This is a genomic window from Nocardioides sp. WS12, from assembly GCF_014108865.1.
Taxonomy (GTDB): domain Bacteria; phylum Actinomycetota; class Actinomycetes; order Propionibacteriales; family Nocardioidaceae; genus Nocardioides.
Genome location: NZ_CP053928.1, coordinates 1,296,172 through 1,309,663, shown reverse-complemented (window position 1 = coordinate 1,309,663; position 13,492 = coordinate 1,296,172). Strand labels below are relative to the sequence as shown.

At 63.9% G+C, this 13,492-nt stretch carries 9 protein-coding genes; 3 read left to right on the top strand and 6 right to left on the bottom strand.

The features are described 5' to 3' along the window. The first annotated feature begins 36 nt into the window (after positions 1-36). Positions 37-1,224, top strand: coding sequence for a thiolase family protein (locus tag HRC28_RS06065; RefSeq protein WP_182379251.1), 1,188 nt, complete (start codon positions 37-39; stop codon positions 1,222-1,224). A gap of 130 nt (positions 1,225-1,354) precedes the next feature. Here HRC28_RS06065 and HRC28_RS06060 read toward each other — a convergent pair whose 3' ends face one another. The 4 genes from HRC28_RS06060 to HRC28_RS06045 all read right to left on the bottom strand — a co-directional run bounded on the left by HRC28_RS06060 (position 1,355) and on the right by HRC28_RS06045 (position 6,899). Then, positions 1,355-2,566: a cytochrome P450 gene (locus HRC28_RS06060; RefSeq protein ID WP_182379250.1), complete on the bottom strand. Its 1,212-nt coding sequence runs from the start codon at positions 2,564-2,566 to the stop codon at positions 1,355-1,357. Positions 2,567-2,601: 35 nt separating this feature from the next. Continuing rightward, positions 2,602-4,212 (bottom strand): FAD-dependent oxidoreductase, encoded by a 1,611-nt coding sequence (locus HRC28_RS06055; RefSeq protein WP_182379249.1) that lies wholly within the window; start codon positions 4,210-4,212, stop codon positions 2,602-2,604. Positions 4,213-4,290: 78 nt separating this feature from the next. Further along, positions 4,291-5,400 carry an NDMA-dependent alcohol dehydrogenase gene (locus HRC28_RS06050; RefSeq protein ID WP_182379248.1) on the bottom strand — a complete coding sequence of 370 codons (1,110 nt, stop codon included), beginning with the start codon at positions 5,398-5,400 and terminating at the stop codon, positions 4,291-4,293. Between the two features lie 80 nt (positions 5,401-5,480). Continuing rightward, complete coding sequence (locus tag HRC28_RS06045) at positions 5,481-6,899, bottom strand: aldehyde dehydrogenase family protein (RefSeq protein WP_182379247.1); 1,419 nt, start codon at positions 6,897-6,899, stop codon at positions 5,481-5,483. A gap of 658 nt (positions 6,900-7,557) precedes the next feature. Between HRC28_RS06045 and HRC28_RS06040 the strand changes: the two genes are divergently transcribed. Then, the gene (locus HRC28_RS06040; protein ID WP_182379246.1) at positions 7,558-9,876 is read left to right on the top strand and encodes a LuxR C-terminal-related transcriptional regulator; all 2,319 of its coding nucleotides are present in this window, start codon (positions 7,558-7,560) and stop codon (positions 9,874-9,876) included. A 327-nt stretch (positions 9,877-10,203) separates the two neighbouring features. Here HRC28_RS06040 and HRC28_RS06030 read toward each other — a convergent pair whose 3' ends face one another. Then, the gene (locus HRC28_RS06030; RefSeq protein ID WP_182379244.1) at positions 10,204-11,430 is read right to left on the bottom strand and encodes a cytochrome P450; all 1,227 of its coding nucleotides are present in this window, start codon (positions 11,428-11,430) and stop codon (positions 10,204-10,206) included. Between the two features lie 305 nt (positions 11,431-11,735). On the opposite strand from HRC28_RS06030, the gene HRC28_RS06025 reads away from it, so the two are divergent. After that, positions 11,736-12,494, top strand: coding sequence for a FadR/GntR family transcriptional regulator (locus HRC28_RS06025; RefSeq protein WP_202033235.1), 759 nt, complete (start codon positions 11,736-11,738; stop codon positions 12,492-12,494). Positions 12,495-12,504: 10 nt separating this feature from the next. Here HRC28_RS06025 and trxB read toward each other — a convergent pair whose 3' ends face one another. Then, complete coding sequence (gene trxB, locus HRC28_RS06020; protein WP_182379243.1) at positions 12,505-13,488, bottom strand: thioredoxin-disulfide reductase; 984 nt, start codon at positions 13,486-13,488, stop codon at positions 12,505-12,507. Between the last annotated feature and the right edge of the window lie 4 nt (positions 13,489-13,492).

The following is a 13,492-nucleotide window of genomic DNA, read 5'->3' as shown; positions in this document are numbered from 1 at the left end:
ATTGCCATTATAGGTAATATAATCTACCTTTTTATCATGCCCTCGACTACCTCCTTTCTCTACTCGTCGATCCGAACCCCCTTTGGACGATTCGGTGGGGCCTTGAGCGCTGTCCGACCGGACGACCTCGCGGCGCACGCCATCTCAGCACTCCTGGAGACCACCCCGGGCCTCCACGGAGGCTCCATCGGGGAGGTGGTGTGGGGCTGCGCGAACCAGGCCGGAGAAGACAACCGGAACGTCGGACGGATGGCAGCCCTGCTTGCCGGTGTCCCCACTGAGGTTCCTGCGACCACGGTCAACCGCCTGTGTGGTTCATCCCTTGATGCCGCCATCCACGCTTCGCGGCTGATTGAAACCGGCGACGCGGACATTGCCCTGGCCGGCGGTGTGGAGTCAATGACCCGTGCTCCTTGGGTCCTCCCGAAGCCGGTACGTGCGTTCCCGGCCGGTGACCTTCTGGCACCATCGACCACGATTGGCTGGCGGCTCGTCAATCCATCCATGCCTGCTGAGTGGACAGCCTCGCTGGGCGAGTGCAACGAACGTCTGGCAGACCAGACGGGAATCTCGCGGGACCGGCAGGACGAGTTTGCGGCCGCGTCGCACCAGCGAGCTGCAGCCGCTTGGGACGCTGGCTTCTATGACGACCTCGTTGCGCTAGTCCCAGGCGTGGATCTCGACCGGGACGAGAGCATTCGCCCCGCAACGACGGAGTCGACGTTGTCCGCGCTCAAGCCCTCATTCCGCGAGACTGGCACCATCACCGCAGGGAACGCCTCGCCGCTCAACGATGGCGCCTCGGCCTTGCTCATCGGGAGCGAAGCTGCTTCAGCCGCGATCGGGCGCGCTCCGCTGGCACGGATCGCAGGGCGTGGTGTCGCAGCCAACGAACCGCCGATGTTCGGCATCGCTCCGGTCCTCGCAGCCGAGCGCGCTCTGAAGCGAGCGGGCATCACGTGGTCCGACGTCGCGGCTGTTGAGCTGAATGAGGCATTTGCCGTCCAATCCCTGGCATGCATCGATCAGTGGGGTGTCAACCCGGAGATCGTCAATGCCAAGGGGGGAGCGATCGCCATTGGCCACCCGCTCGGCGCTTCCGGCGGGCGCGTGCTCGGCACCCTCGCCAAGCGGCTGGTCGAGTCCGGAGATCGCTGGGGAGTCGCGGCCATCTGCATCGGTGTCGGCCAAGGGCTCGCGGTCGTCCTGGAGAACGTCTCCTGACGTATCCCGCTGCCTGATAGGCATTGCCACTGAACCTGCGCGCGGTCGTCGCAACTCCCCGAACTCGAGGTGTTGCGACGACCGAATAGACCCACCGGCAAGGTCCTGGCTCATTTCGCGATCGCGACGCCTAGTGCGCCTTGAATGTCACTGGCAGCGCCACGATCTCGCGAGTGATGCCCGGCATCCGCTGGATCTCGGTGCCCTCCACCAGCTCGAAGTCGGGGATCTCACGCAGCACCGTCTCAACCATCGCGTTCAATTCCAGTCGAGCGAAGTGCTCTCCCACGCAACGGTGGACGCCGGCGCCGAACGTCAAGTGGTGGTTGATGTTCGGCCGTTCGAGGACGAACTCATCGGGACGCTCAAACACAGAGTCGTCGCGGTTCGCGGAGCCCCAGAGCATGAGGACGATGTCACCATCACTCACCTCCGCGTCACCCAGCTTCGCGTCGCCGTCAACGGTTCGCGACAGGCACGTCACCGGTGCGTCGAACCGAAGGCTCTCCTCAACCGCGCTGGGAATGAGCGACGGATCCGCGATCAACTGCTTGCGCAGCTCAGCATCCGTGGCGAGGATCGCGAAGATGTTCTTCGCGGCCGAGATCGTCGTCGGGTGCCCGGCCTGAAGCAGCGTCGAGCAAATGCCCGCGAGCTCCTGCTCCTCGAGGAGCTCGCCGTCGATCTCCACGTTGGCGACCTTCGTCAGGAGGTCGTCGCCCTCCTTGCCGCGGCGACTCATCACGGCCTCGCGGAGATAGCCGTCGATCTCCCCTGCGACTCTCATGACAGCCTCCATGTCGCCCTGAGCGGCGAGCTGAAGGACTGAGCTGCTCAGGTGCTCGAATCGCGGCCAGTCCGCTTCGGGAAGCCCGAGGAGCATCCCGAGCGCGATCGCAGGTACGGGCACGCTGAAGTCAGCGACGAGATCGAGCTCACCCTTGGCCAGATGAGGCGCGAGCGTGTCACGGGTGATCTGCTCGATGGTTGCACGCCACGGAGCCATGGCCTTGGGGTTGAAGTGACTGAGAAGGAAGCGACGGAACTTGGGGTGCCGCGGAGCGTCGATCTCGTTGGGAATCTGATTGTGCTGGCCCCGAACTCGCGGGATGTGGTCGCCGTTGGGCTCGGACTTATAGCGGTCGGTGTCCAGCGCGACCGCCTTGACGTCCTCGTAACGGGAGACGGCCCAGAAGCCACCCAGGGCCTCGCTGCGCGCCACCGGGCACTGCTCACGCATCTCGCTCATGACCTCGTACAATTGGTCGGCCATATGGGGGTTGGTGTGGTCGAAGTTGCGGGCCAGGTCGGAAACCGTCGGCACTACCTCGGACTGCGTCATGACATTCCTTTCATTTGGGGACAGCAAGGCACCGATCACAGACGCGAAGACGCCAGCAGATCAGCCGTACTGACAAACTTTGTTCGATTCCGACCGGCTTCCCGACCCAGCCGGCGTTCGCTCTTGTCGATGCGCGCCCAGCCGGCCTTGTCGACGACGTCGGGCTGCCTCTCGGCCAGGAGCCTCTGCAAGTGCTCGAGATCGTGAATCGGGTCTGGAAGCCGACCGCTGGCAAGGTCAGTGAGGATCGATTCGACGGTCTCCACGGCATCAACCTTGTTGCTGCCGATCATTCCGTTGGCGCCCCGCTTGATCCATCCGGTGCAGTACAGGCCGGCGACATCCTCTCCCGATTGCGGGTCGTAGATGCTGCCCCCTCGATGCGGGAACGTACCGGCGACCTCGTCGAAAGGCAGTCCCGCGACAGCGCGGCCGCGATAGCCGACGGCTCGCAGGACCAAGGAGGTTGCTATGGTCTCGAGCTCACCGTTGCCGCGGGAGAAGGTGACCGACTCCACCGCATCGGTGCCGTTGATCGAAACCGGCGACAACCCATATCGGAGCGTGATCGTACGGTCCTCTTCGGCCGGACTACGCACGGCCGCCGCCGCGACAGCCGCGGCTCGGTGTTCGTCGTTGGAGCGCGGGTCTGTCGGCGCACCGCCAACCTCGTCGGCCTGCGCCAGCAGCGCCACCCGCTCGATGCGATCCAGAGCAAGCAGCTCGCCGGTCGTGTAGGCGGCATGCTCCGGCCCACGGCGTGCAGCAACGACCACGTCCACGACGTTGCTGCGAGTGAGCGCGTCGATGCTGTGCAGAGCGATGTCGGTCTTGACCAGCATGTCGACGGGTTGAGCGAGGATCCGTGCAACGTCCAGGGCCACGTTGCCGTTCCCGATCACGACCACGCGCTCGCCGTCGAGCTGGAACCGATGGTTCGCATGGTCCGGATGCCCGTTGTACCAAGCCACGAACTCGCGCCCCGAGTGGCACCCAGCCAGGTCCTCCCCCGGGATTCCCAGGCTTCGGTCGTCATCAGCGCCTCCTGCCCAGAGCACCGCGTGATGGTGTTCAAGCAACTCCTCGATCGAGACGTCATTCCCGACCTCGACATTGAAGAAGCAACGCACGTTCGGCAGGCCGAGGACAGCGTTGAATCGCTCGGCGACTCGCTTGGTCTTGGAATGGTCAGGTGCGACCCCGCTCCGGACGAGCCCGAACGGCGTCGGCAACCTGTCGAACACCGACACCTTGACGTTGCTGATCCGTGCAAGTTCGGCAGCCGCGTAGCACGCAGCCGGACCTGACCCGACAATCGCGACATTCAGCGCCAGATGTGCTGCATCGAGCTCACGGCGGACCGGCTTGGGCGGCTCGCTCTTGGTGATCGGGTTGGCCTCGAAGTAGCCGGCGTTGATGTCGAGGTAGTCCTCGAGACCGTCGGGCAGGTCCCACTCTGAATTGATGGCGTCGACCGGACATTCGTTCATGCAGACGCCGCAATCGATGCAGACAGCCGGATCGATGTAGAGCTGCTCGGCCGTGGTGAAGTCCGGGTCCTCCGGCCGCGGCCGGATGCACTGGACCGGACACACGGGGATGCATGCCGCATCCTTGCAGCATCCACGGTCGATGACGAACGTCACGATTGCTCCTCTCTAGCAGGCAGGGGTCGGGTTGCGCGCCGAGAGCGCGTCCCGCCCACTCGCCCCTGTGCACGGGCTTCAGAAGGTGATGACGCCGCGCAGGTTCTTGCCCTGCCGGAGATCTTCGTATCCTTGGTTCACGTCATCGAGGGCGTAGGTCCGCGTTACCAACTCGTCCAACTTCAGTTGGCCGCGGGCGTAGTAGTCGAGAAGTTGCGGGATGACCACCCGGGCGCTGGCGGACCCGAACAGGCACCCGACGATCTCCTTCTCCATGAGCGTCAGATCCAGTCCGCTCATCGTGAACTGCATCTCGGCGGCAGGATGGATGTTCGTCACGACCACCCGACCCCGCTTCGCGGTCATGGCGAGTGCCGCGCCGACCATCTCGCCGCTTCCGACGCCCATCGTCATGATCACCTTGTCAGCCATGCGGCCGGCCGTCGCCTGACCGATGATCTCGGCGGCCTCCTCAACGGACGGGCTCGTGTGGGTGGCACCGAACACCTTGGCCTGATCCAGCTTGAAGGCAACCGGGTCGATCGCGAACACCTGGGATGCACCAGCCATGGCCGCACCCTGGACTGCGTTGATCCCGATTCCGCCGACGCCGATCACCGCGACGGTGTCGCCGGGCTTCACCCCACCCGCGTACACGGCAGAGCCCCAACCTGTCACGACTCCGCACCCGAGGAGGCACGCCTTGTCCAGCGGCACATCCGGGTCGATCTTGACGCAACTGGCTTCGTTCACGACGGTGTGCTCGGCGAAGGCGCCGACCAGGCACATCAGTCCAAGATCAGTGCCTCGAGCGTGGTGGCGCGACGTGCCGTCGAGGATCTGGCGGCCGGCGCCGAGTTGCGCACCGAGGTCACAGAGGTTGGCGTGCCCCGTCGCACAGGAGGGACAACGCCCACAAGACGGCAGGAAGCTAAACACCACGTGGTCGCCCGGCGTGAGCGTGTCGACATCCGGACCGACCGCCTCGACCACGCCGGCACCTTCGTGCCCGCCAATCATCGGGAGCGCGAACGGAAGGTCCCCCGTTACGACGTGCTCTTCGGAGTGGCACAGTCCGGAACCCACGATGCGGACCATCACCTCACCGCGCTTCGGGGGATCCAGTTCGATGTCCTCGACGCTCCACTGATTGCCGCTTTCCCACATGACGGCTGCTCTGCTCTGCATGATGCTCCTAAAGGTTCGCTTGAAGAATGTGAGAGAGGCGGGCCGTCCCGACCCGCGCTCGGAGAAGGCCTGAGGTTCCGCTAGAGCTGCAGCGACTTGATCTCGAAGAACTCCTCAAGACCGATCGAGCCGTTCTCACGACCGTTGCCCGACTGCTTGTAGCCACCGAAGGGGGCGATCAGGTTGAAGTCACCGCCGTTCACCTCGATCTGGCCGGCACGGATCTTGCGGGCGACAGCGATCGCACGGGCACGGTCGGCTGACCAGACTGCCCCCGCGAGTCCGTAGATCGTGTCGTTGGCGATCTCGATCGCTTCCGCCTCCGTGTCGTACGGCTCGATCGCCAGAACCGGCCCGAAGATCTCCTCCTTGTGGATGGTCATCGCAGTGGTGACCTCCGAGAAGATGGTGGCGCGGACGTAGTAACCACGTTCCAGGCCTTCTGGCGCCTCCGGGCCACCGGTGATGAGCTTCGCGCCCTCCTCGATCCCCGTTCGGATGTATCCGCGAACCCGTTCACGCTGGAGGTCGGAGACCAGGGGGCCCAGAACAGACGTCTCCGACGTCGGGTCACCCATGGGGATCGACTCGGCCACCTGCTTGGCAAGCTCCTCGACCTCGGCAAGCCTGGACCGCGGCACAATCAGCCGGGTCAATGCGGAGCACGTCTGCCCCGAGTTGAAGTAGGCCTTGTGGACCGCGTTCGTCACCGCCGCAGGAAGATCAGCGTCCTCGAGGAGCACGTTGGGGCTCTTGCCGCCAAGTTCGAGCGTCACCCGCTTCACCGTCTCCGCAGCCAGCTGCTGAACACGCTTGCCGGCCCGGGTAGATCCGGTGAACGTCACCATGTCGACGTCGGGATGCGCCACGAGTGCTTCTCCCACCCCCGGCCCTGAGCCGAGGACCAGGTTGAAGACACCCGGCGGCAGGCCGACTTCGTCAATGACCTCGGCGAGGACGCAGACGCCCAACGGTGTGATCTCGCTCGGCTTGAGCACGACGGTGCACCCAGCAGCCAAGGCCAGTGCGACCTTGGCGGAACTCTGCTGGAGAGGGAAGTTCCAAGGGGTGATGGCAGCAACGACGCCGACAGGCTCGCGAACGATCAGCGATTTCCCCAACGTCTGTTCGGCTTCGTAGTTTTCCAGGACCGAGGCCGTAGCGGCAAAGATCGCCGACGCGAAGCCGACCTGGATCTGCCGGGCCATGAGTACGGGCATGCCGACTTCTGCTGAGAGCAGGTCACCCAACGTCTCGCCGCGGGCGGCGAGCCCCTCAGCGATCAGGTTGAGGCACTTGACGCGATCAGCAACCGGCGTCGTGGACCAGGAGTCGAACGCGGCGCGTGCCGCGGCGACCGCGGCATCCACGTCTACCGGGTTGCAGTCGGGGATCGTGCCGATAACCTCTTCGGTCGCGGAGTTGATCACCTCGAGCCTGTCTGTGCCGTGGGGACGAACCCAGGCGCCATTGACGTAGATTTCGTTCCGGTTGTGCATTCCTGTGCCTCTCTTTGGTAGAGCATTGCTCTGCGTCGCCCGGTCCGGCAGCGGTCAGTAGGGCCGCGGGCAGGACAGGACCCCATCCGGGCCCCTGGGGCCGTCGTCAGCCAGCTGCGGTCGGCCATTGGTGGCAGGTTCCGCATCCAGCGGCGACGACCTGAGCCGGCCGTCCTGCTCTTCGGACGGCTGTTCCGCAGCGGCTTCCTGTGGGGAGCTGCCAGGGTCCGGGCCATCGAAGTCCGCATGAGTTCCGCAGAGTCTCTGGATCTGCTTCAGGCCGTCTTCCGGGCCGCTTACGGCGTAAGAGAACTGTCATCTGGACCCGGATTCATGTCAACGAACCTGAGGTCGAACCCGGTACTGATTTGTAACGCGCGCCACATGAATTACGTGTACGTACGTACCCCAGCGGGACCACCGGGACCGAAAGGCCGGAAGAATACGAACCGGCTCAAGCAGCGCGGGGGAGGGCTTCGCGATTCTCCCGGCCCACGATCACTTGCACCCCTCGGAGGCCTTGGTGCGTCGGACTTGGAGCATCTCGTCGCCCCCTGCGGAGGAGAGCAGACAGTGGAAGGTCAGCCCGGGAAATTGCGACGAGCCCGGTCTGGATATTTAAACAATGTTACCTATTAGACTGCAGGGGATGCGACACATGTGGGAGTCGACCGCGGGTCGACGGGCGGGCTACTCGCTGCCTGCGGAACTGACCAGCTTCGTTGGCCGCGAGTCAGATCTGGCGCGCGTAAGTGAACTGTTGGTTGGATCGCGGTTGCTTACGCTGACCGGCTTCGGCGGAATCGGGAAGACGCGCCTCGCATTCCGCGCGGCGGCTGACCTGAAGGACACCTACGTCGACGGGGTCCACTTCGTCGCCCTGGGTGCTGCGAGCGACCCCAACAGCGTCCCGGACATGATCGCTGCGACCCTGGGTCTGCTCGAGCGCTCGTCGCAACCAGCCATCCAGGCAGTCATTGACTACCTCAAGACCCGTTCCTCGCTGCTTCTTCTCGACAACTGCGAGCACCTCATCGACGCGTCGGCGACGGTCGCAGAGGTGCTGCTTCGCCAATGTCCTGACCTCCACATTCTCGCGACAAGCCGCGAAGCGTTGCGAATTGATGGCGAGGCCATCTACCCCGTTGCCTCCCTGAGTCTGCCAAGCCCAGATGCGCTGGATCCGTCGACTGTCGAGAGGTTCGAAGCAATCCGGCTTTTCGTGGATCGGGCACGAGCCGTGTCTCCGGACTTCGAGCTCACCGATCAGAACGCCTCCTCGGTGGCTGCGGTGTGTCGGAAACTCGAAGGTATCCCTCTCGCCATCGAGCTCGCCGTCGCCCGACTCACCACGCTCTCCCCCGCTGAGCTCGATCAACAGCTTTCAAGCCAGTGGGAGCTGCTCAGCCGCGGAAGCCGCACCGCTCCTCACCGACAGAGCACCATGGCGGCATGCATCGAATGGAGTTTCGACCTGTGCACGCCCGCGGAGCAGGAACTCTGGGCCAAGGCATCCGTCTTCCCGGACGGATTTGAACTGGACGCTGCCAAGGCTGTGTGCTCAGACCCCGCCGATCTTCGGCCGGTCACCGACACCTTGGCGTCACTCATTGAGAAGTCGATCCTGATCACGGTTCGGTACGAATCTTCGAGTCGCTTCCGGATGCTTTCCCCGATCAGACATCGCGGACTTCTCAAGTTGGAAAGTATCGGCAATGAGGAGGAACTCCGGCGCAAGTACCTGACCTTCTACGCCGATCTGGTCCAGCGTGCCCGTCAGGCGTGGATGAGCGAACGCCAGCGAGACTGGATCCATCGCCTCAGGAGGGAGAGCTCGAACATCCGGGAGGCGATTGAGCAGTGCGCGTCCTCGGCGCCTGACACTGACATCGGCATCATGACGGTGGCGCCACTCATGGAGTTTGGCCTCATCGAGGGTCAGGTCCGCCAGAACCGCAGGCTCATCGAGCGGCTGCTCGCTGCCCCTTCAAGCGACCCGGCCATCAGGTTCACGGGCCTCCGCGCAGCCTGCTGGTTGGCGTCGATCCAGGGCGACATGGATACCGCCGACATCCACCTATCCGAGGCCAAGCTTCTTGCGAGCCAGTTGGACGACGAGGCTCAGGCGCTGCTCAAGCAGGCTGAAGGTCTGGTCGCCCTGTTCTCCTTCGACTATGCACGAGCCGACCCGCTGTTGGACGAGGCCGTTCGGGCGTTCCGGGCGACGGGCAAGGGCTCAGAACTGGCGCTGAGCAGCAGCCTCCTCGCATTGAACCGAATCGTCCTGGACGACATCGATGGAGCGCTCGAGTGTTACCGCGTCGGCCACACCATCACGGAGGCAGCCGGCGAGACCTGGCAACGCTCGTGGATCCTGTGGGAAGCAGCACTGGCCCATTGGATGCGCGGAGATGTCGAAGAGGCGAAGGCCCTGTTGCGGGTCAGCCTCCCCTTGACGCGATCAATCACCGACCGGCTCGGAATGGCGGTAGGGCTCGAACTCAGCGCCTGGACCTTCGCCGAGACAGACCCTGAACGGGCCGCGAAACTGCTCGGGGCAGCCCAGAACGAGTGGGACCGGGTCGAGACATCAACCGTCGTCCTGCCCGGCTTGGACATTCCGCATCAGGCGTGCGTCTCCGGAGTGGCGGCCAAGCTGAGTCGGGAGACCCTCGCAAGGGCGACTGCTCAGGGACACCTGCTCGATCACGACGCAGCGATCGAACTGGCATTGAACGACGTCACGACCTCCGCCAAGAGGACCGGTGGGGAGTCGAGCCAGACCGACCTCACGCCACGGGAGGTCGAGATCGCCGAGTTGGTGCGAAAAGGTCTCACAGACAGGCAGATCGCAGACGTCTTGGTGATCTCGCCACGTACGGCCGAAACGCACGTTGCGCACATTCTGGCGAAACTGAAGTTCACCAGCCGCAAGCAGATCGCCCGCTGGGTTGCTGAACTCCCGGATCGGGGCTGATCAACGCTCCCAGCGTGACACCCAGGCAAGGAAGAGGTGGGCGGCGCGCGTCGCGATCCCACCTCGGCGGACCGACGCGCCCCGCTCACCTACTGGAAGACGACCGCCCGCTCAGGACAGACACCGACAGCGAGTTGGGCGGTCTCGACAAGAGAGTCCGTAACCTCACCGTTGTTGAGGACATGCGCATTCTCGCTGTCATCCGCGATGTCGAAGAGTTGCGGCGCAAGGGCGACACAACGCGCATGACCCTGGCAGCGGGCACCATCGACACTCACTCTGCGGGGCGTCATGCTCCGTCTCCGTTCAGTTCCGTGGTCATCCGGTTCACTGGACTCGTGGACCGGGCGTAAAAGTCGCCGGAAGGTTGATGTAGCCGTTCATGATTCCGAGGCTCGGGTACTTCTGGGCGCGCTCATAGTCGATCTTGAAGTCAGGGAGGCGGTTCAGGACCTCCTGGATCAGGATCTCGAACTCCATGCGCGCGAAGTGCGAGCCGATACAACGGTGCGCACCAATCCCGAATGACGTGTGCCTGTTCGGCACACGCTCAAGGTTGACCTGGTCGGGGTCTTCGAACTCTTGCGGATCATGGTTCGCGCCGAGCCAGGACATCATGACGCGCTCACCGGGAGCGAAGATGTTCCCGCGCATGTCGTATTCGTTCTTCATGGTCCTGGACAGCGCCGGCGTTGGCGCGAAGCAGCGCAGGAACTCTTCAGTCGCGGTGACGTAGAGGTCGGGTTCATCCCTCAAGCGTTGAATGGCATCGGGGTTCTGGCCCAGCCATGCAAGCGTCGTCGCGGTCAGGCTCGCCGTCGTGTCAAGGCCGCCGCCGAGTAGCGCTCGCATGTTGTCCTTGATCTGCTGCACCGTGAGCTGCTCACCCAGGACTTCTGAATGGACCAGAGCGGAAACGATGTCGTTCTCACGCGGCGAGCGGCGCCTGTCGTCGATCATGGCCTCGACGTCGGCGTCGATGATCGCCATGTTCTCGATGACCTGGTGGTGCACGTCGGGATCCGACGCGGCGTACATGTGCATGTGGAAAGTCTGCGCATACATCTTGGCATCCACGTGCTCCATGTTGTAGAGCGCGAGAGTCGCGACGGCAGGGACCTCGGAGGCGAAGTCATGCACCAGGTCGCACACACCAGTCTCGATAAACCGGTCGATCGCCACGGTAGCTGCCTGACGGACGACGGGTTCGAGATCATCGGCCTTGCTTCGCGAGAACCAGGGGAGCAGCAACTTGCGCATGGCGCCATGGAGCGGCGGGTCGTACTCGATCGGCGCAAACCGCTGCGAAGTCGGCGGAATCATGATGCCGCAGCCCGCCTGGCGGTCGTTCTCGACGTCGTGATTACTCGAGAAGTCCGTGTCATTGCGGGCCACCTCGGCGACACCTTCGTAGTCGCTGACAACCCAGAAGCCGCCGTGCTTTGAGGAGTACGCAATCGGGGATGCTTCTCTCAGCGCGTTCCACGCATCGACACCCTGCTTCGCCACTTCGGGCGAGTGGTGGTCGAAGTCAACGATGACCTTGTTGGACATGATCTGCGCCTTCTTAGAGGTTGTTCCGGATGAGCTCTACAACTGACGGGGCCTGGCCCTGTGCGATCTACAAATAATACTGTTTTGCTCAACCAGCGCAATGGTTCAACGAATTTAGATTGATACGAACCATGATCTGGCGGCACCGGCCACGCGGTTGCCGATCGGTCCATGCGCCACACCCCTGCCCGGTCCGGGGCCAGCCCCAACTACGACACGCGACGCAAACAGAGGAAACCAGTAGACTGGGCGTAAGATTCAAAGGAGTTGAACTTTACTTGAGCGAGAGGGCATACCCAGTGACGTTGGCGAGCAACGAGGACTCGAGAAGCGCCATTGAGCAGGTACGCGCTCCCAAGATGGCAGACCTTGTCGCCAAGCAGCTCCGTCGGCAGATCATCAGCGGCGCCCTTCGCGATGGAGATGCACTCCCCACGGAGACCGAGCTCCTCGAACAGTTCGGCGTATCTCGGCCAACCCTTCGCGAAGCACTGCGCGTGCTCGAGTCCGAACAGTTGATCGAGATCCGCCGTGGGGCGCGCGGCGGCGCCCGCGTGCGCATCCCCACTGCGGATGTCGCCGCGAAGAATGTCGGCCTGCTCTTGCAGCTCCGTGGAACGACCTTGGCGGACGTCCTCAACGCTCGGGAACTGATCGAGCAACACTGCGCGCCGATCCTCGCGCGGAAGCGGACCAAGTCAGACCTGGCGCGCCTCTGGAAAGAGGTCGAGCACGGCGAATCAGCCGTTCACAACTCGCGCGAGTTGATCCACGTTCACGCCGATTTTCATGGCTTGGTCGTGGAACTGGCAGGGAACGAGACCCTACGGATCCTCTACGGCCTCCTGAGGGAGATTGTCGAGGCCGGGACCTACACACGTATCGCCGAAGAGCGCACCGCATCATACAAGGGCGCGAGCTCACATCGCCATCTCGTCGAGGCAATCGAGGCCCGCGATGCCGATGCGGCCAGAGAGCTGTGGCGAACACACTTGAGCGAGGTCAGCAAGTACGTTTCTGGCGGATCAGCGAAGACCGTCATCGATCTGTTCGACTACGTCTGACAGACCCGGGTTAGAGGCCAACGGGGATGGCCGCGGCCGCGACGTGCTCCTTGTGAGCCAGGTACCGCTCAGCATCGAGGGCAGCCGCGCACCCGCTGCCGGCGGCTGTGATCGCCTGGCGGTAGGTGTGGTCGACGAGGTCACCGCAGGCGAAGACGCCGGGCACGTTGGTCTTGGAGCTCCGCCCGCTGGCCAGCACATAGCCGTCACCGTCCAGATCCACCTGGCCCGGCAATAGTTCCGAGCGCGGGTCGTGCCCGATCGCGATGAACAGGCCGGTGGCGTCGAGCTCACGGGTTTCGCCGGTCACAGTGTCGTTGAGCGTCAGGCCGGTCAACTTCTCCTCGCCGTGGATTCCCTCAACGACCGAGTTCCAGACGATGTCGATCTTCGGGTCGGCCAAGGCGCGGTCCGCCATGATCTTCGAGGCGCGCAGTTCGCCACGGCGCACGATCAGCGACACCTTGGAGCCGAACCGCGACAGGAAGGTAGCCTCCTCAACGGCCGAGTCACCGCCGCCGACGACAGCGATGTGCTGCTCGCGGAAGAAGAACCCGTCGCAAGTGGCGCACCACGAGACACCGCGGCCGGAAAGCCGGTCCTCGTCAGGGATGCCGAGCTTCTTGTAACCCGAACCCATTGCCAGGATGACGGCGTTCGCAGTGAAGATCCCCTCCTCGGTCCGCACCACCTTCACATCGCCGGTGAGGTCGACCTCGATGACGTCGTCGGCGATCAATTCGGCGCCGAAGCGCTCGGCCTGGGCGCGCATCTCGTCCATCAGCGCGGGCCCCTGGATGCCGTCACGGAAGCCGGGGAAGTTCTCGACCTCGGTGGTGTTCATCAACGCACCACCGGCGGTCACGGATCCCTCGAATACCAGCGGCGCGAGATCCGCCCGGGCGGCATACACGGCCGCGGTGTAGCCGGCCGGGCCAGAGCCGATGATGATCACATGACGGGGTTCTTGGGTGACCGCGGTGGCGTCCGACATGGTT